The sequence below is a fragment of the Rhodopirellula sp. MGV genome (genome assembly GCF_002251265.1).
In the GTDB taxonomy this organism is placed as follows: Bacteria; Planctomycetota; Planctomycetia; order Pirellulales; family Pirellulaceae; genus Stieleria; species Stieleria baltica_A.
Map to the genome: position 1 here is coordinate 80,007 of NZ_NPDI01000072.1, position 20,772 is coordinate 100,778.

Sequence of the window (20,772 nt, forward strand, 5' to 3'; positions counted from 1 at the left end):
ACGACTAGTTATCAGTCGTCGCCTTCCGTTGCCAATACCGGCGGGCGGCGCGAACAAACGGTGCTTCCTTGGCGACATCATCCGGTCGCGTTGACATCAAGTGCTGTTCATAGTCGGACAGCCACTCGCGAAAAAATTCGAGCGCGGTGTTGCTAACGCGACGTTGGCCATCAAATTCGATCCACCACGGTGCCGTGACCGCAGCACGATAGTGGCCTTCGTATTGTGTCATCACGCGGATGATCACCCAGCCACTTTCTTTCGCGTCGATCGGTGGGATCTTGCCGCCGGCCTTGGCGAATTCGTCCAAGCGGGCACTGTAGTGAACTCGATCGTTATGAATGACTTCCAAGTAGTCGACGGGATCTCGCACGGTCAGATTCAGTTCTGGCTGCAGCCGCAAGACCTCGCCAGTTCTGCCTTCGAAAACGTGCCCGCAAAGCCGGCCTGCCAACAGCGGTCGTAGCAACGGCCCGTTCGTCGCCACGCTGCAGCCATTCCAAACCTGTTCCCACCAGCGGTCGGCGGTGCCGGGGACGTGTGGTTGATCGAGTTCCGAATCGTACGACGCGGGCTTTGCGTCGGCGACATACAAACGGTTGTATCCGACCGGGGTTGCGGCAGACTCATCGCCACCGCCAGCCAAAGGCACAATGTCGATCCCGGCATCCAGCATCTGACGATAAACGCGTTCGGCATATCGCCCCACCTGCGTCGGATCACGCAATCGAAACGCTTCTTCGCCGCGACCGTCGCTGACTTGATAGATCGTTTTATCCAGCCGCAACCAGTCGCCAAACAGAAACACGCCATCGACGCGTTGACTGGCCAACCAAATCGGTAGTTCCCACGCAAATGGGTTTTCGATCGCGATCTTTGGCGAGTTGTCCGTGTCACTCGTCGTTGCGGCGACTAACGCTTCGGAGGATGACCCGCAGGCTTCGATCGATTGCTTTAAAGTGTCGTCAACGTGATAGAACATCAGACCTTGATTCACGGCAACATCACTGCGAATCCAGCTCGGGTCATTGTCGATCATGTCATCGGCGTCGCGATGTGGAATCGGCTTCGAGGGAACATCGTCCAGCACTGCCGCGACGTGCAGGTCTTCGGATGCCATCCGAAGCGGCAAACTTTGCGAGCTTGGCACGACACAGCAGTCACCCGACAGCCAGCCTTCGTTTCGCATGTCGACCATTCGTGGCAGCTTGACCGTCTTTTCGTCCAAGCTAGTTTTTTCAAGCGTAAAGTTCCCTCCCACGAGGCGGTATTCGGGGCCGCGTACGATTTGAAAACGGTAGGAACTGTCGGGCAGTTCCAGCACAACGCTGCGGTCAACGACGACACCGATCCCTGCGGAAACGGTCTGTCGAATTGGCATTGGGCGATCTTTTTTTCCGGGGTCGGTTCGAAAAAATTCGACACGCGAGATCACCGGTTCTTGCGTCGATTCGTCTTCCAGATGCAGCGTCAGCGAACCGCCGACTGCCCAGACGTTTGCAGCCAAAACGCTGACCGTGAAAAAGCCCAGCAACACACGAAATGCTGCCGAATGAGTTCCGCCGATCGGATGAAAAAGTTCGTACTGGCGCAAAGATTGCATTTTGTCGATAGGTTCTGTTTGTCCTGCCAAGATTGTCTCCATTGCAGTATAAAGGCGGGCTTCACCGAGACCGACTTCCATTCAACCGCATAGCGTTAATTCACCGTGTCAGAAGACCTGTACCAGACCCTGGGGGTATCCCGAAACGCGTCGAAGGACGAGATCAGAAAGGCGCACCGGAAACTCGCGTTGAAATTTCACCCCGATAAAAATCCGGGAAAAGACGCTCAGGAAAAATTTAAACGCGTCCAAGAAGCCTACGACGTACTCAGCGACGACGAAAAACGCGCCGCGTACGATCGTTATGGATCGGACTTTGAAAAGATTCGTGGTGGCGGTTATCCCGGTGCGGGGGCCGCGGGTGCAGGATTTGATGGTCTGGACCTGGATCAAATCTTTGGTCGCGGCGGTGCCGGTGGTGGAAACGGCGGCGGAGGAGGCTTCAATTTCGAAGGCGGATTCGGCGATTTCTTTGAACAGATTCTCGGCGGTGGCGGTCGTGGTGCCGGCGGCAGGGGACCCGGTGCCGGTTCTGCAACACGTCAACGCGCGCCGCAAAAGGGCGCCAACGCAAGACACGAACTGGAACTGCCACTGGAGCTTGTGGTCCGCGGTGGTGAAACCGAGTTTTATCTCAACAACGAAAAACTGGCGGTGAACATCCCGCCGGGTGTCGCCGAAGGCGCCAAGATGCGGCTTCGCGAACAAGGCAGCCCGTCACCCAACGGTGGCCCACGCGGTGACTTGATCCTGGTGATCAAAACCACGCCCCACAAGTTTTTCAAACGGCACGGCCAGAACCTGGAACTCGCATTGCCAATCACGATCACCGAAGCGGTGTTGGGCGCGAAAGTCGAAGTCCCGACGCCAACCGGTTCGTTGTCGTTGAATATTCCCGCCGGCAGCAGCAGCGGTCGCAAGCTGCGTTTGAAGGGCCAAGGGATTCAATCGGCCAGCGGCAATGCCGGTGACTTGATTGTCCAGTTGCAAATCAAAGTTCCCGAGTCCGTCGATGACACCTCTCGCGAATTGCTGGAATCGTTCGGCGAGCGCAATCCGATGTCACCGCGTGACGAGATTGAGTTCTAGCGTTGGACAATCCAGCCGGGCAAGCGAAGGCGACGCAATCGTTTCCCAAAACGAAACGCGTCATCCGTGGCGGCGATTTTCAAATCATCCTGCGTCAAGGTGCTTGCGCGGCGGACAATTGTTTGGTCGTGTTCGCCGTCGCACAATCACATCAAGCGACCAGCGCTGCGGCACATGGCAAACGCTTGGGGGTGACGATCCCTAAAAAGACCGGCAACGCGGTCGCACGCAATCGCTGGAAACGGCTGATCCGCGAATCATTCCGTACCCAACAGGACAAGGTTCCTGAAGGGTATGACTTTATCGTGCGTCCAAAGAAAGGCGCGCGTCCGACTTGGAAAACGATCCAGCGTTCGATTCCCAAGTTGACTCAGAAAGCGGTCCGGCGCCTGGGCTAAACCTGCGGCCCTCGCGATTGACTAGCACGGTGCCTTGGGAAGGCGGATCGTGAATGCGGTGCCGACACCGACGCTGCTTTCGACGCGGATTTTTCCTTTGTGTGCGTCGACGATTTCTTTGCACGCGGATAGTCCCAGTCCCGTGCCGCCTTTCCCCGAATCGTCAGGGCCGCTCTTGGTCGAAAAGAACGGTTCAAAGATTTGCGGCAAGGTTTCGGCCGGGATGCCACAGCCACTGTCACGCACCACGACTTCGACGAATGCTGGGTCGTCGCTGTTGCGAACGATCACGAACATCTGCCCGGCTTCGCCGATCGCTTGGCGAGCGTTGATCAGCAGGTTCAGCAGCACGCGTTGGATCTGATTGCCAGCTGCCATTGCTTTGACAGTGTCTTCGGCGAATTCGGTGCAGACGCTGACGCGGTACTTGTTCATTTCGCGTTCAAGCAACACCATCGTGTCTTTGACCAACGCAACCAAGTCGGTCGGTTCCATCGAATCAGACCGATTGCGTGCTTGGGCCAAGATCGTGCTCGTGATCCGTGCGGCACGTTCGGACGCTTCCAATATTTTTGACAACGCTTTGTCACGCGACGCGTCGTCACGGTTACGAATCCCCAAGCGTGCGTAGTTGATGATCGTCATCAGCACGTTGTTGAACTCGTGCGTCGCGGTGCTGGTCAATTCCCCCAACGATGCCATCGCTTGGTTTTGACGCAGCTGTGCCTTCAGTTGCCCAATCTGTTCGACGAGTTCGGCCTCGCTTGATTGGGCGGATGCCGGCGGCTTCGCTGCAGCGTGTAGACGATGTGGTGTGATGGACGCGACAGGCTGGGGAGTTGACTGGGTCATTTTTTCCGCTGGGTCTTCGGAAGACATCTCGAGTTCGCTGGGTGCTTGTTCGATTCACTTGACCTATCGTCCAGAACAACGGTGCTGCTATACCTAGCTGTTGTGCGCAGGTGCAGCTTTTCCGTGCTTCACGAGCCCACGCAACCGGAAAAGTCGTCGATCGAATTGCTAGCGAAGAATGCATGCAGCGGGTACAACCTGCGGCAATCACCGTCATCGGAACGACAAATCGAGGAACAGGATGTCATCCAACGCCTATTCGAAAGCCAACGGCAAGCCCAACGTCGCCGAACGATTGAAGCAAGCCATCCGCCGCGCCAAAGAACTAGGTTTTGATGTGCGACGAATTGTGCTTGAGGATCAACAGCCAGGCTGGTGCCAAGTCGGCGCTCGCCGGATTCTGTTTCTGGACCTTTCTGCGACCACGACGGAACAGTTGTCTCAGATCACCGAAATTTTAGATTCGTACTCCGCCGACAAGCCGGACGAATCGACTGCCGAAACAACACCGGTAGTTGCGGCGCACGCCGCGAAGCCAGCGCCGGCCGCGAAAGCAGCACCGCAGCAAGTCCCTGCACGGTCAGAAAACCCTGCCCGGTCGGCCTTCGCGGATCGCGATGAAGTGTTCGCCGAAATTGACGAACCGGAAATCATCGACGCGTCTTTGTTTGCCTAAACGTTTCAACGTCGCCCCCGCACGACCACGATGTTTCGATCTTTGTTTCAAACGGCTGGCCATTTCAGCTCGTACCTCTTGGTCCGCTGCTTTGTGGCCATCGTGCAAGCGATGCCACTGGATATGGGGGATTCGATGTGCCGCTGCTTGGCGTTTGTTGCCTGCCGCGTGTTTCGGATTCGCCAACGCACCACCCGCGAAAATCTGTCGCAAGTTTTTCCCGATGCCAGCGAAGCCGAGCTTCGCGTTCTGGAACTGGCGATGTGGCATTCGCTGATGTTGATGATCTGCGAAATCGCTTGGGCAGGTCGGCGATTGCATCTGACCAACTGGACGCAATACGTTCGCTTTCGGAACCATCAACAAATCCTACGTGGGTGTCTGTCGCGTCGTCCGGCGGTGATGGTTTCGGGGCACTACGGCAATTTCGAAATCGGCGGGTACACCGCCGGGTTGATGGGCTGCGAAGCAACGACGATCGCGCGGCGGCTGGACAATCCGTTTTTGCACCGCTGGGTGGAGCGATTCCGCAGTGCGAAAGGCCAGCGATTGCTGGACAAGGACGGCTGTGCGAACGAAGTCGACGAACACTTGGCAAGTGGTGGCACCCTGGCGATCTTGGCCGACCAACATGCCGGTCCCAAAGGTTGTTGGGAGCGATTCCTGGGCGTGCACGCTTCATGTCACAAGGCTTTGCCATTATTCTCTTTGGGCAGCGGTGCTCCGATGATTGCCGGTGCGACGCGGCGATTGAATGGCCAACCGATGCAGTTCGAATCGGCTTGCATTGGGGTGGCCGACCCCGCCGATGATCCCGATGGACATTGCGAGTCCGTTCAGACTTTGACGCGGTGGTACAATCGACAACTTGCCTACAGCGTTGGTGAAGCGGTCGAGCAGTACTGGTGGTTGCATCGACGTTGGCGTCAACCGCCACCTCGCATTGCGAAACAGATCGCCAAACGAATTGCCAAAGCGGCTTAACACGCGGCCCGCGATTGAGGGCAAGCTTCCTTTCTCTCAAAGCGTTCCCAGCGGTGCCCAAGTCGACTTCTGCCAATAGCATTCGTATCCGCGGTGCCCGTGTCCACAACTTGAAATCGGTGGACGTCGACATCCCTCGCGACGCCATGACGGTGATCACTGGTGTTTCGGGAAGCGGCAAGAGCTCGCTTGCTTTTGATACTTTGTTCGCCGAAGGCCAGCGACAATACATCGACAGCTTGTCGGCGTACGCGCGGCAGTTTCTCGACTCGATGCCACGCCCCGACGTGGACTGGATCGACGGGCTGGCGCCGACGATGGCGATCGATCAAAAGGGCGGTTCGACGAGTGCCCGCAGTACGGTCGCGACCGTTACCGAGATCTACGATTACTTGCGATTGCTGTTCGCGCGAGTCGGCACACCGCACTGTGGTAATTGCGGCGCAAGTGTTGATCGACAATCGCCAGACGCGATTCGCGATGCGCTGCTTGCCTATCCGGAAGGCACCAAACTGATGCTGTTGTCGCCGATGGTGCGTGGCCGCAAAGGTGCCCATCGGGATGTACTGGAATCCATCCAAGTCGCCGGGCTGGTGAGGGCTCGCGTGGATGGCGAGGTCTACTTGCTCGAAGAAGTCCCCGAGTTGGCCGTTCGCAAGAATCACACCATCGAGGCGATCGTCGACCGCTTGGTGATCCGCGAAGGAGTTGAATCGCGGCTCGCCGATTCGTTGTCTTTAGCTTTGCGTTTGGGCGAAGGCTTGGTGATGACGTCAATTCAAGGCGAAGCCGACAACTGGAACGATCAGATTCACAGCACGGCGATGGCTTGTGTCGAGTGCGGTTCAAGTATCGAAGAAATCGAACCGCGTTCGTTCTCGTTCAACAGTCCTTATGGCGCATGCCCCACCTGCGATGGCTTGGGCATCGTCGACGCAAAGTCGAACCCGCGTGTGTGTCCGGATTGCAACGGTGCGCGATTGAATGCCCAGTCGCTTGGGGTGACGATCGACGGGATTTCGATCGCCGAACTTGCCGCAATGAACGCGGACGAATCCTTGGAATGGCTGGCCGGCATGGGCAAAGGCTTTTCCGCACTTCATCAAGCGGTTGCCGATCCGATCGTCACCGAGGTCAGTAAACGGCTGACATTCCTGCAGCGCGTCGGGGCAGCTTATTTAACACTCGATCGATCCGCCGACACCTTATCCGGTGGCGAGTTGCAGCGAGTTCGGTTGGCGACCAGCATTGGCAGTGGCTTGGTCGGCGTGTGTTATGTCTTGGACGAACCGTCGATCGGTTTGCATCCCGCCGATCACGATCGCTTGATCGGGTGCTTGCGTGAGCTTCAGCGCCAGGGCAACACGGTTGTCATCGTCGAGCATGACGAAGCGACCATGCGTGCAGCGGATCGATTGATCGATGTCGGACCGGGTGCTGGTGCGGGCGGTGGGACCATCGTCGCGCAAGGCACACCGAAGCAAGTGCAAGCGAAACGCAAAAGTCTGACGGGCCGGTATCTGTCGGGTGCCGATCACGTCCCGATTCCCGAAACGCGTCGCGCTCGTGACCAGTTCATCGAACTTCGCGGTGTCAGCACGCACAACTTAAAAGGCATCGATGCACGGTTTCCGATCGGATGTTTGATCGGTGTCAGCGGCGTCTCGGGAAGCGGCAAAAGCTCGCTCGTTCGCGACACGTTACTGCCTGCGGTCAAGCACCAACTCGAGCACGGGCGTAAGCTGGCCGTGCGCAAGGATTCGGTCACGCAATTCGATTCGATCCAAGGCGCCGACTTGGTCGATAAGTTGATTCCGATTGACCAGGCGCCCATTGGACGTGGGCCTAGATCTTGCCCGGCGACGTATAGCGGCGTGATGGACGAAATCCGCAAGGTCTATGCGGCGACCCGCGAAGCGAAAACACGTGGGTTTACCGCAAGCCGGTTTAGCTTTAACGCAGCTGCCGGTCGCTGTGAACTTTGCAAAGGCCACGGTGTCGAACGGATCGAGATGAACTTCTTGAGCGACTTGTTCGTGACCTGTCCACGGTGCAACGGCAAGCGATTCAACCGGCAAACCTTGCAAGTCCGATTCAAAGGTGCGACGGTTGCGGATGTATTGGACATGACCGTTGATGAAGCGTGCGAGTTTTTTACCAACGTACCGAACGTCTTGCGTTTGTTGTCGTCGCTCCAAGAAGTTGGGCTGGGCTACATGCACCTTGGCCAGAGCAGCACGACACTAAGCGGTGGCGAATCACAGCGAATCAAGCTTGGAACCGAATTGGCACGCGTCTCGACGGGCAAGACCTTATACATCCTCGATGAACCGACAACAGGGCTACACTTCGTCGATGTAAAACGCTTGATCAATGTTCTGCAAAAATTGATCGACGCCGGAAACACCGTCGTCGTGATTGAACACGACTTTGACTTACTCGCGTGTTGTGACTGGATCATCGATCTCGGCCCCCAAGGCGGACGCGGCGGAGGCCGGCTGATCGGGGAGGGCACCCCCGAAGAAATCGCACGGACCAGCGATGGCCCGAGTGCGCCGTTCCTTGCGGAAAAACTGGGTGTGAAGGGCTAGTACGATATCGCGAGGGTGATTCACGACCGAACAATAACGGTTTGCACCGATCGCAGCGGTAGCGTTCGGAGAGCACTATGAAAATCGTCTTATTCGTGGCCCAGATTGCCCGCAGCAGCACACAGCGTCGTTGGTCGATGTAGCCTTCGCGGTCAACCGTCATCATTGGCTTGATCGTGACTGTGCAGATTGTGGCTCATGACCGGCTGTAGTACAGTGACAAGGCGCCCCAGTCGCGCGGTAATCCGAACGATTCAAGATTCCGCCGGTGCTTTCAGCTTCACCCATTCGTTATCTAATCTTTCGTTCTCAGGAGCCGTCTAAGATGTCTAGACGAAACCGCGCTGGCTTTACCTTGGTCGAACTGCTTGTCGTGATTGCGATCATCGGCATCCTCGTTGGCCTCCTGTTACCGGCCGTTCAAGCGGCACGCGAAGCGGCGCGTCGGATGAGTTGCAGCAACAACTTCCGCCAGGTCGGGCTTGCCGTCCAAAACTATCACACCTCGTTCAAGCGATTGCCGATGCAAGGCTCCGGAACGGGAGTGGCATTCGACTCAAGCGACATACGAGAATTCTCGGCAAGGACCAATCAGTCCAGCCTCAGCTTCTTCGTCGGCTTGCTACCGTTCATGGAGCAGCAAGGCTTGTGGGACCAAATCAGCGCACCGCTGACTGTCAATGGAACGACCTATCCGGCAATGGGGCCGAAACCGCAAGCGGGCTACACCGGATACACGCCCTGGGAAACTGAGCTGCCGATGCTCCGTTGCCCCAGTGATCCGGGGACCGGCTTGCCCGCAATGGCACGAACGAATTACGCCGCTTGCTTGGGTGACAGTTCAATTGGTGCCGAACTCGGTTACTCCGAACCCAACGGACGTACCAACCCAGACACCAATCGTGAACAGCTCGTCAAACGCTATTTGCGCGGCATGTTCGTCCCTCGCAAAAAGATGGATTTCGCCGAAGTTAAAGACGGTTTGTCGAACACCATCTGCGCCGGCGAAATCATGACAGACCTGTCGACTTTCGATAACCGAACCCGTGCCGCATTCAATGTCACCGCTGTCGACGGATTTGACGTGTCGCTGACCACCGGTGGCGGCACGATGGCTTGTCGCAATAACGCGAACCTCGTTGACCCCGCTCGCCCGAACTTTTGGAACTCAACGATCTATCCGGCGCACAATGTTCTGGACCTCGGTGGCAGCCAACTGCCGGCGATCGCAGAAGCCGGCACTCGTCGCGGCTTCAACTGGGCAAGCTATTCCGCAATCTACACCGGCGTCACGACAAACCGTGCTCCCAACACCGAACTGTGCATCGGCGATGCAAATGAATCCGGTGTTGGTAACTGGTCGATCAGCAGCTACCACTCCGGTGGCGCGCACATCCTGATGGGCGACGGAGCGATCCAGTTCATCACCAACTCGATCGATTCTGGCAACACCTCGGCCGGTCAAGCCGACAGTGTGATGAAAGGCGACATCAGCCCCTATGGTGTCATCGGGGCTTTGGGAACGCGTAACAGTCGCGAAGTCATCGACCAAGCAATGATCCAGTAATCGCGTTGCGGACCAATCAAGCTTCCCACGGCAACGTGGGAGCTTGATCTAAAACGACCAGCGATTGCTTTGCCTCATCGGGAATCGACAAGACCTTGTGACGCGTCAAATCGACGAATACCCAGCGGGTCTCAATCCGGGCGATCACGGCCTGGTCTACAGGTCGAAAGATCACGTATTTTCGCCGCGACGCAAACCGCTGCAGGTCGGACACCCAAGTTCGAATCACGATTTCGTCATCCAACAGCGCCGCCACACGGTACTGGATCGAATGTTCTCGGACCACCCAGCCGACTCCTTCGGACAAGGCTTGCTTAGCGTCCCAGCCGATCGCTGCGGTGTGCTTTCCGGCTGCCCAGAGTGACCACTGCAAATAACGCAAGTTATGAACGTGCTGCTGGGAGTCGATTTCGTCCGCCGTGACGCGGTGGTGGAGATCAAAGTACGGGTGGGTAGGAATCGAATCAGTCACAAATAGCGTGGGGGGATGGCTGAGGGACAAATTGAAACGAGCATTTGCGGTCAAACCTTGGCAGATTGACCTTATCAGGCGGAAGATCTGGCCCGATCGACATTCTACGATTTCACGATGCCTGTCCCAGGGCGTATACTAGGGGCGTCATAAATCCGCGCGCCGGCCGACCGATTGCAGGGCGGTTTAAACCACCAGAGGATCACGATGAAAACGATCGCTAAAGCTGTTGCGATTTCGCCACAAGAACGTCACTTGGAAAAGTGGATCTTGTTCGTCCTCCTCGCAATCGGTGCGATGACCGGGTGCAAGCTTTCGGCCGAACCGCCTGTCAATGGAGACGCGACGTTGTCCTCTGAAGAGTCCCAATCGTCACCACAAAAAGAAAAAATCGCCACGCTCGCTGGCGGATGCTTTTGGTGCACCGAAGCCGTTTTCGAACGCATGGAAGGCGTCGGCGATGTGATCAGCGGCTACATTGGCGGTGAAGTCGCCAACCCGACCTACGAACAGGTCTGCACTAAGACCACCGGACACGCCGAAGCGATCGAAATCCGCTATGACCCCTCCAAGGTCAAGTTCGAAGAACTGCTCGAGGTGTTCTTCAAAACGCATGACCCAACGACCTTGAACCAACAGGGCGCCGACAAAGGCCCACAGTACCGTAGCAGTATCTTCTACCACGACGAAGAACAGCGCGAAGCGGCCGAAAAATACATCAAGAAGCTCGACGACTCCGGCGAATTCGATCGCAAGATCGTCACCACGCTCGAAAAAGCAACGACGTTCTATCCTGCCGAAGATTACCACCAAGATTTCTTCCGCAAAAATCCTAACTACGGTTACTGCCAAGCGGTCGTCGTCAATAAAGTTCGCAAGTTCAATCGCAACTTCGGCGACAAGATCAAAGAAGACCTCAAGTAGGCAATCTCGGCGTTCGACCCGCCGCCCGTGGCGACCTTCACCACGTCACGCGGACAGTCACGTGAGCTCATTGACGCCCATTCGGTCAAAATCCGGTGGGCGTCTCTTCTTGCTCGGTTTTGCCAGTTAAAATGTGGCCGAAAAGTTGTGCGTCAGTAGGACACGACTTGATCGAAACCCCACAGGCCATTCCGTACTGATGACAAACCGTCGCCAATTTGTTCTGACCGCCGCGGCAACCGCCGCAGCATTAAGCTGTGACCGCCTCGCCGTCGCCCAGGATTCGGCTCCCGAACTGCCCGTCCGTTTCTCGCTGAATACCAGCACCATCCGCGGACAAAAGCTGCCCATCGAAGAACAGGTCAAAGTCGCATCGCAGGCTGGCTATGATGCGATCGAACCTTGGATCAGCGACATCCAAGCGTATGTTGACGGTGGTGGCGACCTCGCCGACCTGAAAAAACAGATCGAAGATTCGGGGCTTTACGTCGCCAGCGCGATCGGGTTTGCGAACTGGATTTCGGACAATGACGACGAACGTCAACGCGGTTTGGAAACGGCCAAACATGACATGGGCTTGGTCGCCGCGTTGGGCGGAAAACTGATCGCGGCTCCACCAATCGGCGCACACAGTGGTGACAGCGTCCCTCCGCCGTTGCCGGTGATCGCCGAACGATACCGCAAGATTTGTGAGCTGGGTCAGGAAACCGGTGTCGCGCCACAATTGGAATTGTGGGGCTTCTCTCCCACCCTCAGCAAACTTGGCGAACTGGCGTACGTGTCCAGCGAAGCGGCCCACCCAATGGCGTGTGTCCTGCCGGACTTCTATCACATCTACAAAGGCGGCAGCGACTTCGAAGGCTTGTCGATGATCGAAGCGTCGAAAATGCACTGCTTCCACATCAACGACTACCCTGCGGCCCCGGCTCGCGAATCGATCGCCGACAAACACCGCGTCTTCCCTGGCGACGGGATTTGCCCACTGCCAAAGATCATTCGCATGTTGATCGATCACGGGTTCAAAGGAACGTTCTCCTTGGAGCTCTTCAACCAGGATTACTGGAACCGCGACGCCCTGGAAGTCGCCAAAGAAGGTCTGGAGAAATCTCGCAAAGTTGTCGCCGAAGCGGTCGCCCTGGCTTAACACGCGGCCAAGCGAATCGGCCAGCGTCTGGCCCAATGGCGCAATCCTAACCAACAACCGGTCAAAACACCCCTGCAAGGTGTTAAAACGGCTGTCTAAGGTCGGTGACTTGGTTGGCGAAATAGCCGTGATCCTGTACGGTGATCGGCTAATTCCCTGACGGGCAAAGCTCGAACCCGGGGACCCAACATTAAGGCCGCTTTGCTGTTCCGCTTTACAGCGCCGCTTTGCAAGGCCACCAGTTACAGGGCCGGCAGGATCTCGGCGTGGGGCAGTGTCACTCCCCACCGCCCGTGCATCGGACCAGGCCATTCATCAATTCAGGATTCGCTCGCTTCACCATGCCGCGTGATCATTTAAAAGGCGTTCAAGACGAATACGATGTCGTCGTCATTGGCTCTGGATTGGCCGGAATGACCAGTGCCAACATCCTTGGACGCGCGGGACACCGTGTCTTGCTGTTGGAGCAGCATTACAAACTGGGCGGTTTGGCTACTTGGTTCCTCCGGCCGGGAAGCCACACGTTTGATATCTCGCTTCACGGTTTCCCGCATGGCATGATTAAATCCTGCCGTCGCTACTGGAACCGTGACATCTCGGACCGCATCGTTCAGCTCAAGAACATTCGCTTCGACAACCCACAGTTTTCGCTGACAACGACATTCGACCGCGAAGACTTTTCGCGTCTCTTGGTCGAACGATTCGGGCAGGAACCGGCAACGGTCAAAGAGTTCTTCGACACCGCGCGTGGAATGAACTTCTACGACGACCAGAACACCACGACGGGTCAGCTATTCGAGCGGTTCTTCCCAGGACGCAACGACATCGTCCGATTGTTGATGGAACCGATCACGTATGCCAACGGTTCGACGCTGGAAGACCCCGCGATCACCTACGGTATCGTGTTTAGCAACTTCATGAGCAAAGGTGTCTTTATCTATGAAGGCGGCACCGACGATCTCGTGAAGCGGATGAAGCAAGAGCTTGAATCCAACAATGTCGACATCCGGATTAACTGCGGCGTCGATAAGATTGACCTTGCCGGCGGACGCGTCAGTGCCGTCCATGTTGGCGGACGCAAGATCCGTTGTCGTGCGATTGTCAGCAATGCCAACTTAAAGACGACGATCTTGAAAATGATCGGCGAAGACAAGCTGGATCGCGATTACGTCGACCAAGCAAACGCCGTGCGTCTGAACAACAGCAGCACGCAGGTCTACATGGCACTGAAGGAAGGTGAAGAGATCGATGAGTCATCGGGCGACCTGTTCTTCACCAGCACCGCGAAAGACTTCAATACCGCGTCGTTGCTTAGCCGAGACATCACGTCGCGAACGTTCAGCTTCTATTATCCACGCACCCGTCCGTGGAAAAAGAAAGAACGCTATGCGATCGTCAGCAGCACAAATGCGAACTGGTCAGACTGGAGCGAGCTCGGCGAAGAAGAGTATCAACAGAGTAAACAAGATTTGGTTGAAACAACCATCGACGCGCTCGAGCGATACATTCCCGGCGTGCGAGACAAGATCGCGCATGCCGAAGCGGCGACGCCACGCACATTCCATCACTACACCCGGCACGAAATGGGCGCGAGCTTCGGAACGAAATTCGAAGGCCTCCAGGTCAGTCGCGAACTGCCCAACCAAGTAGGCGGAATGTTCCATGCCGGCAGCGTCGGAATCATCATGAGCGGCTGGCTGGGTGCGATCAACTATGGCGTCATCGTCAGCAACGAAGTCGACCAGTTGTTGACCAGCGAAGCATCGCCCGTTTGATCGGATTCGACGGCGTCACTTGTTTTCGCAGCTCCCGATAGGTTGTGTCAGTCGGTCACAAGACCGGCATAAACGCCACTGCGACGCCTTTGTGAGGGCAACAAGTCGCGGGTTCCCATTGTTCCGGTCAACTAACTCGACCTAGGGGGTAACGGCGGCCTACACTGGTCCGACACCTCACCCCCGTTTGCCTCGGCCTAAAGACGTTCTGCTTATGGACTATTTCTTGGTCTATTTGGTCTTCATCCCCATCCTCGCGGTGACGGCACAGTGGCTCGCATGGAAGTTAAAGCTCCCAAGCATCTTGCTGTTGCTGCTGTTCGGATTGGCCCTTGGGGGCGTCTTTCGACCGGATACGGTTTTGGCCGAAGTGACCGGTGGCGATGCTGACACAGCCGGGCCGAACTTACTGTTCCCGCTCGTCTCGCTTGCCGTCGCGATCATCATGTTCGAAGGCGGACTTTCGCTAAAGTTCACCGAACTAAAAGACTCCGGTGTTCCAGCACTTCGGCTCTGCACCTTCGGCGCGCTGATCACGGTCGTCGGTGCGGCGATCGCGTCGCACTACTGCCTCGGATTCCACTGGCGAATGAGCTGCCTCGTTGGCGGAATCTTGATGGTGACCGGCCCCACCGTCATCGGACCTCTGATCAAACAAGTTCGACCCACCAACCGTGTCGCCAACACGCTGAAGTGGGAAGGCATCGTGATCGACCCGATTGGCGCTGTCGCGTCGGTGTTGCTCTTTGAAACATTGCTGATCGACGCCGGGCATGGCACGACACAGGTTGCGTTCATGCTTGGTAAAACCATGATCGTTGGTGTCGTCGCAGGCATCCTCGGTGGCTTCCTTGTCACCGAGTTGATCCGCAGGTTTCTGTTACCCGACAACTTGCACGGCGTCGGGGCACTCGCTGTCGCATTGCTACTGTTCGGACTTAGCGACTATGTGGCTCACGAGTCCGGATTGATCACGGTCACGGTGATGGGCGTTTGGATGACCAATCGCCATCCGATGGACATCGAACACATTGTGCAACTTCAAGAGCACTTAGTCACGCTTTTGATCGGCTGCCTATTCATTGTGCTGGGTTCTCGGATGGAACTCACAGGCATTCTGGACCTGGGCCTTGGCGGTCCGTTGTTCGTGATACTGTTAATCGCTGTCGTGCGGCCGCTCTCCGTTTTCACGGCACTCGCGGGAAGCAAGCTGAACTGGCGAGAGAAAAGCTTTATTGCCGGTCTTGCACCACGCGGGATTGTCGCCGCGGCGATCAGCACCGTGTTCGCACTTCAACTGCAACGCCAGGGCTCGACAGAGTTGGCATCCAATGCGGCACAACTTTCCAACGTGATTTTCATGACAATCATCGGGACCGTCGCCGTGTACGGATTGGGCGCGACTCCGCTTGCGAATTGGCTTGGACTGGCCGACAAAGATTCCAGCGGAGTCCTGATCGTTGGTGCCGATCCGTGGGTTCGTGAGTTCGCGCTGGAGCTAAAAAAGGCGAACGTTCCTGTCGTGATTGTCGACACGAACTTTGCCAAGGTCTCGATCGCAAAGATGGCTGGCCTGAATGCGCACTGCGTGAACATCGCCAATGAGCACGCGCGGGATTCGCTCCCTCTCGGTGGTATCGGCAAGATTTTAGCGATGACGTCCAACAACGAAGTCAACACGTTCGCCGTACGCGAGTGCCGGAACCTCTTTGGCAGGGCGAACGTCTATCAGTTGACCTTTGATGAAAAGGCAGGACGAACGATCGACAAATCACTGACCGGTCGTGACTTGTTCGCCAAAGGCCTGAAATTTCAAGAAATCGAACGACGCTTTAAAAACGGCTGGCAACTCAAGACAACCAAGTTGAGCGCCGAATTCACTTTCGAAAACTTTGTCGAACAGCGGCAGCAAGTCGAATTGCTCTGCGTCATTGACGAGCAAAAACGGCTCATCGTTGACACCGTCAGCGAACCGCTGAATCCACATTCGAAACAGACCATCATTGCTTTGGTCGAGAATGCAGATGCCGTAAAAGAAGCGCCGAAAGCCGCTGCGAAATAGATCGGGCAGAGCAAAACCGGAAATCCGTCTGCTCAAAGGACCAGGTAACAAAACCAGACCACCCACCAGGATGGCCGTTAACCACCCACGCTGGTCGATTACCGACCAATTGCATTAGATTTGTTAATGCTTGGGTCCGAATACATTCACGAATTGTGTTACGACTGCGATCCATGTGCCAGATTGGGGAGCGCAGCGCTTGGTGGTTCAATCGCCGCTCTCGGTAGAAGTTGATAAGGGAGCGTTCAGGGGCACTGGAACCCTCACAGAGTGATTGGCATATCGATTGCATCCTGCGTTGCGATTAATCAAGCGTCGAAAGTTGCGTTGATAGGTGGACTGTCAGCAGCTTTGCACTTCCCAATTAATTCGCATACTCATGAGCTTCGTCATCGAGCCTGAATCACAATCACTAGAGAGTTTGCCGAGCCCTTCCGAATCCCCTGACCACACGGCAGGTCGGGACCAAGAAAACCGAGCCTTGAAGATCTGCCTGATCAGCTTGCACGGCCTCGTCCGAGGGCACGAGCCGGAGCTGGGACGCGATGCCGACACTGGTGGCCAGATCAAATATGTTGTCGAACTGGCTCGTGAGCTAGCCCAGCGAAACGACGTCGCGGAAGTCGAAGTGCTGACGCGCCAGATCGTCGATCCAAAAGTCTCGACCGACTACGCCGTACTCGAAGAAGAGCTTTGTGAAGGGGCGAAAATCGTCCGCATTCCGTTTGGCCCGAAGCGGTACCTACGCAAAGAGTCGCTCTGGCCATTCATCGAAATGTTCATCGATCAGGCCCTGGTCCATTTTAAACGGAATGGAATCCCGGATGTGATCCATGGACATTACGCCGATGCCGGACTCGCAGGTGCTCACCTGGCACGCTTGCTTCATGTGCCCTACGTGTTCACCGGTCACTCGCTTGGCCGTGTCAAACGCGAGCGGATGTCCCACCATAAAACCGCGTCCGATAAGTTGGAGAAACGCTATCGATTCCGACAACGGATCGAGGCCGAAGAAACAGCTCTGGAAACGGCTTCCATCGTCGTGACCAGTACCCACCAAGAAGTCGAGCAGCAGTACCAACTGTACGATCATTACGTTCCCGATCGGATGGAAGTGATCCCGCCCGGCGTTGACCTTTCGTCGTTTACACCGACGCCGCCAAGCGATGACGAGCCACAGATCGCAGCTTCACTCAAAGCGTTCTTGCGTGAGCCGGAAAAGCCGATGGTGCTTGCGATGGCGCGGCCTGACGAACGCAAGAACCTCGAAATGTTGGTCAAGGTCTACGGCGAAAGTCACTACTTGCAAGAAGCAGCCAACTTGGTCCTCGTTCTGGGAACACGTGATGATCTCAGCGAGTTGCCCAAAGCGCAGCAGAACGTCATCACCAATATCTTGCACTTGATCGATAAGTACGACTTATATGGCAAAGTTGCTTACCCAAAATCACATCGCCCATCCGACGTCCCGGATCTATACCGTTTGGCAGCCAAGCCGAAGGGCGTGTTTATCAATCCCGCATTGACCGAGCCGTTCGGGCTAACGCTACTGGAAGCGGGCGCGACAGGTCTTCCGATCGTTGCGACAAATGACGGCGGACCGCGTGATATCGTCGCGAACTGCGAAAACGGCTTGCTGATCGATCCGCTCGACAGTGACGACATCGAACGCGCGTTATTGCGAGTATTGACAGAGCCTGAAGTCTGGGAGCGGTTCTCGCAGCACGGAATTGCTGGCACTCGCAAGCACTATGCGTGGAAGAACCATGCGGCACGTTATGTTCGCGACGTGCGCGAAGTCGTTGACCGTTCGACATCGAACAAAATGGTCAACCGCCCCGCTCGACGGCTTCCCGAATTTGACCGTTTGATCATCACCGACCTGGACAATACTTTGACGGGCGATGACGAAGCACTCGGACAATTCATCGATTTTTTGAATGATAACGAACACATCGGTTTTGGCATCGCGACCGGCCGACGGTTGGACAGCGCGCTCGAAATGATTCAGCAACTCGGTTTGCCAAAACCCGACTTGATGGATACCGATGCGGGGACGCAACTGCACTATGGCGAATCATTGATCGCGGACCGTACATGGCAAAAATCAATCGGTTTTGCGTGGCAACCCGACGAAATTCGGCGTTGTTTGGAAGGGGTAGACGGATTGACGATGCAAACGGAAGACCGACAATCCGAGTTCAAAATCAGCTACGACTTTGATCCCCGCAAGGCACCTGTCACGGAACTCAAAAAGCGTCTGCGTGCCGCTGGCTTGCGAGCTAGAGTTGTTCAATCCTTGGGAATGTTCCTCGATATCATTCCCGTTCGCGGCGGCAGTGGCTTCACGATGCGTCATGTCCTGTGGAAATGGGGATTCTCGCCAAGTAACGTTTTGGTTGCAGGCGACTCTGGCAATGACGCGGGGATGCTGTTGGGCGGAACGCTTGGCGTTGTCGTCGCGAACCACAGTCGCGAATTGAATCGCTACAAGAATCGGCCGCGTGTTTACTTTGCCGAGCGTCCGCATGCAGGCGGGATTTTGGAAGGCATCGAGTACTACAACTTCTTTGACAAAATCACCATTCCAAATGATCGGACTGAATGAAGTAATTGAGATCGAGCAGAACTACCGAGACGAAATCGAGTTTCAGGCCGACTTAACGCTTCAGCGTCTGCGTCCACGTTTACAAGAGGTTTGGGAGACGATAGGCACTGGTGCCAGCGAGCAAGAACTCTTTGACGAGCGATTGCAGCAATACTGGAGTCCGCTGTTTCGTCGACTGATTAAGCTTTACGGTTCACGCTACGATTTTTTCTATCACTGCGAACAGGTTCTGGTGACCTGCGCACGTTCGTTCGCGGAGCGATCCGACGAACTGCGTGAGACAGACCGCCGACGTGTGATCGAACCGGATTGGTTTCAATCGGAACAGATCGTTGGCGGTGCGTTGTACGTGGATCTGTTCAGCGAGAACCTGTGCAAGCTACGCGACCATGTTCCGTATTTCAAAGAACTCGGTCTGACCTATTTGCACCTCATGCCGCTGTTTGCCGTTCGCCCCGGCAACAACGACGGCGGCTATGCGATTAGCAACTACCGCAGTGTGGATCCGAGTCTTGGCACTGTCGAAGACCTTCGATTGTTGGCCGACGCACTGCGCGAAGCCGGTATCAACTTGGTGCTGGATTTCGTGTTCAACCACACTGCCGATGATCACGAATGGGCCATGAAAGCCCAGGCGGGCCAACGTGAGTTCCAGAATTACTACTACATGTTTCCCGACCGGGAAATGCCCGAGCAGTACGAGCGGAACCTGCGTGAGATTTTCCCGACGGTACGCCGGGGAAATTTCACATGGCACGAAGGAACACGCCGCTGGGTTTGGACAACATTCAATAGTTTCCAATGGGACCTGAATTACGGCAATCCGGCGGTCTTTCGATCGATGCTGGACGAACTGTTGTTCATCGCCAACCTTGGCGTCGATATTTTGCGGCTCGATGCAGTCGCATTCGTTTGGAAACGCTTGGGAACAAACTGCGAAAACCTGCCCGAAGCTCACGAACTGATTCAGGCGTTCAACTACGCCACGCGAATCGCGGCGCCAGGCTTGGTCTTCAAATCCGAAGCGATCGTGCACCCCGACGAAGTCGTCAAGTACATCGACATCGGCGAATGCCAAATTTCGTACAACCCAACGTTGATGGCGTTGTTGTGGGAATCGCTTGCGACACGTCGGACCACTTTGTTGACTCGCACCATCGCACGTCGGTTCTCGCTGCCAACAGGCACCTCTTGGGTGAACTACTTGCGTTGCCACGACGATATCGGCTGGACGTTCGATGACGGCGACGCATGGACGCTTGGGATCAATGCCTATGATCACCGACAATTTTTGAACCGCTTTTATACCGGCCAATTCGAAGGCTCCTTCGCTCGGGGTGTCCCGTTCCAAGAGAACGAATTGACCGGCGACATGCGTATTTCTGGAACGATGGCCTCCCTCGCGGGACTTGAGAAAGCGATCGAAGAAGAAGACGAGTGGGGAAAGGAACTGTCGGTTCGCCGCATGATGCTGTTGCACGGTGTCACGTTGAGCATTGGCGGAATCCCGCTTCTGTACATGGGCGAAGAATGGGGCATGCTGAACGACTATGACTTCGTTCGTGACCCCGCCAAAGCAGGTGACTCGCGTTGGATCCACCGCCCGAAAATGAAGTGGGAATACCTGGAGGAACTCGACGAAGACAAGGCTCGTGATTCACTGCGCCGACGAATTTACCGTTCGCTGCAAAAGATGATTTCGATTCGCAAGTCGAATCGTGCGTTTGCCGGTCAAGAGATGAAGTTGATCGCGAACTCGAATCCACACTTGCTTTCCTACATCCGCCAGTGTGACGGATCTCGCCTTGTCGTGATTGGAAACTTCTCTGAAGAAGAGCAGTCGATCGATGGCAACACGCTGCGTACGGCAGGCCTTGGACGTTTCTTCGTCAATCTCCTGACCGATACCGAGTATTCGACCAGTCTGCCAATCCGGCTTGATCCGTACGACTTGCTGTGGCTGAAAAGCGTCTAGTAGAAAGTCACGTCGATCTTTGAAACTATCTTCGCGGGTCGCAACGGCCCGC

Annotated in this window: 15 protein-coding genes; 12 read left to right on the plus strand and 3 right to left on the minus strand. The window is 56.0% G+C overall.

Features of this window, described 5'->3' with window-relative positions:
- Window positions 1-4: 4 nt before the first annotated feature.
- Window positions 5-1,603 carry a hypothetical protein gene (locus tag CGZ80_RS24840; protein ID WP_143544139.1) on the minus strand — a complete coding sequence of 533 codons (1,599 nt, stop codon included), beginning with the start codon at window positions 1,601-1,603 and terminating at the stop codon, window positions 5-7.
- A gap of 105 nt (window positions 1,604-1,708) precedes the next feature.
- Here CGZ80_RS24840 and CGZ80_RS29065 point away from each other — a divergent pair, with 105 nt between their 5' ends.
- On the plus strand, window positions 1,709-2,692 hold the full coding sequence (locus CGZ80_RS29065; protein ID WP_094418382.1) for a DnaJ C-terminal domain-containing protein: 984 nt from the start codon (window positions 1,709-1,711) through the stop codon (window positions 2,690-2,692).
- A 2-nt stretch (window positions 2,693-2,694) separates the two neighbouring features.
- Complete coding sequence (gene rnpA / locus CGZ80_RS24850) at window positions 2,695-3,090, plus strand: ribonuclease P protein component (protein ID WP_094418383.1); 396 nt, start codon at window positions 2,695-2,697, stop codon at window positions 3,088-3,090.
- A gap of 21 nt (window positions 3,091-3,111) precedes the next feature.
- Here rnpA and CGZ80_RS24855 read toward each other — a convergent pair whose 3' ends face one another.
- Complete coding sequence (locus CGZ80_RS24855; RefSeq protein WP_094418431.1) at window positions 3,112-3,942, minus strand: sensor histidine kinase; 831 nt, start codon at window positions 3,940-3,942, stop codon at window positions 3,112-3,114.
- 241 nt (window positions 3,943-4,183) lie between these two features.
- On the opposite strand from CGZ80_RS24855, the gene CGZ80_RS24860 reads away from it, so the two are divergent.
- The 4 genes from CGZ80_RS24860 (at window position 4,184) to CGZ80_RS24875 (ending at window position 9,760) form a co-directional block, all read left to right on the plus strand.
- The gene (locus CGZ80_RS24860; RefSeq protein WP_094418384.1) at window positions 4,184-4,618 is read left to right on the plus strand and encodes a hypothetical protein; all 435 of its coding nucleotides are present in this window, start codon (window positions 4,184-4,186) and stop codon (window positions 4,616-4,618) included.
- A 30-nt stretch (window positions 4,619-4,648) separates the two neighbouring features.
- The gene (locus CGZ80_RS24865) at window positions 4,649-5,602 is read left to right on the plus strand and encodes a lysophospholipid acyltransferase family protein (protein ID WP_094418385.1); all 954 of its coding nucleotides are present in this window, start codon (window positions 4,649-4,651) and stop codon (window positions 5,600-5,602) included.
- Window positions 5,603-5,655: 53 nt separating this feature from the next.
- Window positions 5,656-8,193, plus strand: a complete 2,538-nt coding sequence (gene uvrA / locus CGZ80_RS24870) for an excinuclease ABC subunit UvrA (protein WP_233148649.1) — start codon at window positions 5,656-5,658, stop codon at window positions 8,191-8,193.
- 325 nt (window positions 8,194-8,518) lie between these two features.
- Window positions 8,519-9,760, plus strand: coding sequence for a DUF1559 domain-containing protein (locus tag CGZ80_RS24875; protein ID WP_094418386.1), 1,242 nt, complete (start codon window positions 8,519-8,521; stop codon window positions 9,758-9,760).
- 16 nt (window positions 9,761-9,776) lie between these two features.
- Here the strand turns inward: CGZ80_RS24875 and CGZ80_RS24880 are convergent, their stop codons facing one another.
- A complete protein-coding gene (locus CGZ80_RS24880) occupies window positions 9,777-10,232 on the minus strand; it encodes an acyl-CoA thioesterase (RefSeq protein ID WP_233148650.1) in 456 nt (151 codons plus the stop codon).
- A gap of 297 nt (window positions 10,233-10,529) precedes the next feature.
- On the opposite strand from CGZ80_RS24880, the gene msrA reads away from it, so the two are divergent.
- From msrA to CGZ80_RS24910, 6 genes are all read left to right on the plus strand, one after another.
- A complete protein-coding gene (gene msrA / locus CGZ80_RS24885) occupies window positions 10,530-11,156 on the plus strand; it encodes a peptide-methionine (S)-S-oxide reductase MsrA (RefSeq protein WP_409994566.1) in 627 nt (208 codons plus the stop codon).
- 199 nt (window positions 11,157-11,355) lie between these two features.
- Complete coding sequence (locus tag CGZ80_RS24890) at window positions 11,356-12,300, plus strand: sugar phosphate isomerase/epimerase family protein (RefSeq protein WP_198953786.1); 945 nt, start codon at window positions 11,356-11,358, stop codon at window positions 12,298-12,300.
- A 341-nt stretch (window positions 12,301-12,641) separates the two neighbouring features.
- Entirely contained in the window at window positions 12,642-14,075 is a 1,434-nt protein-coding gene (locus CGZ80_RS24895; protein WP_094418388.1) for a phytoene desaturase family protein, read from the plus strand.
- A gap of 214 nt (window positions 14,076-14,289) precedes the next feature.
- Complete coding sequence (locus CGZ80_RS24900) at window positions 14,290-16,137, plus strand: cation:proton antiporter (protein ID WP_094418389.1); 1,848 nt, start codon at window positions 14,290-14,292, stop codon at window positions 16,135-16,137.
- A gap of 379 nt (window positions 16,138-16,516) precedes the next feature.
- Window positions 16,517-18,745 carry an HAD-IIB family hydrolase gene (locus tag CGZ80_RS24905; protein ID WP_094418390.1) on the plus strand — a complete coding sequence of 743 codons (2,229 nt, stop codon included), beginning with the start codon at window positions 16,517-16,519 and terminating at the stop codon, window positions 18,743-18,745.
- Window positions 18,729-20,720: an alpha-amylase family glycosyl hydrolase gene (locus CGZ80_RS24910; protein WP_094418391.1), complete on the plus strand. Its 1,992-nt coding sequence runs from the start codon at window positions 18,729-18,731 to the stop codon at window positions 20,718-20,720. The genes CGZ80_RS24905 and CGZ80_RS24910 overlap by 17 nt, the downstream gene beginning before the upstream one ends.
- Window positions 20,721-20,772 lie beyond the last annotated feature (52 nt).

Coding starts and splice junctions, on each gene's coding strand:
- CGZ80_RS24855 (WP_094418431.1), bottom strand. CDS start 3,942: ATGACCCAGTCAACTCCCCAGCCTGTCGCGTCCATCACACCACATCGT.
- CGZ80_RS24890 (WP_198953786.1), top strand. CDS start 11,356: ATGACAAACCGTCGCCAATTTGTTCTGACCGCCGCGGCAACCGCCGCA.
- CGZ80_RS24910 (WP_094418391.1), top strand. CDS start 18,729: ATGATCGGACTGAATGAAGTAATTGAGATCGAGCAGAACTACCGAGAC.
- CGZ80_RS24900 (WP_094418389.1), top strand. CDS start 14,290: ATGGACTATTTCTTGGTCTATTTGGTCTTCATCCCCATCCTCGCGGTG.
- CGZ80_RS24840 (WP_143544139.1), bottom strand. CDS start 1,603: ATGCAATCTTTGCGCCAGTACGAACTTTTTCATCCGATCGGCGGAACT.
- msrA (WP_409994566.1), top strand. CDS start 10,530: ATGACCGGGTGCAAGCTTTCGGCCGAACCGCCTGTCAATGGAGACGCG.
- CGZ80_RS24860 (WP_094418384.1), top strand. CDS start 4,184: ATGTCATCCAACGCCTATTCGAAAGCCAACGGCAAGCCCAACGTCGCC.
- CGZ80_RS24895 (WP_094418388.1), top strand. CDS start 12,642: ATGCCGCGTGATCATTTAAAAGGCGTTCAAGACGAATACGATGTCGTC.
- CGZ80_RS24905 (WP_094418390.1), top strand. CDS start 16,517: ATGAGCTTCGTCATCGAGCCTGAATCACAATCACTAGAGAGTTTGCCG.
- CGZ80_RS24875 (WP_094418386.1), top strand. CDS start 8,519: ATGTCTAGACGAAACCGCGCTGGCTTTACCTTGGTCGAACTGCTTGTC.
- CGZ80_RS24865 (WP_094418385.1), top strand. CDS start 4,649: ATGTTTCGATCTTTGTTTCAAACGGCTGGCCATTTCAGCTCGTACCTC.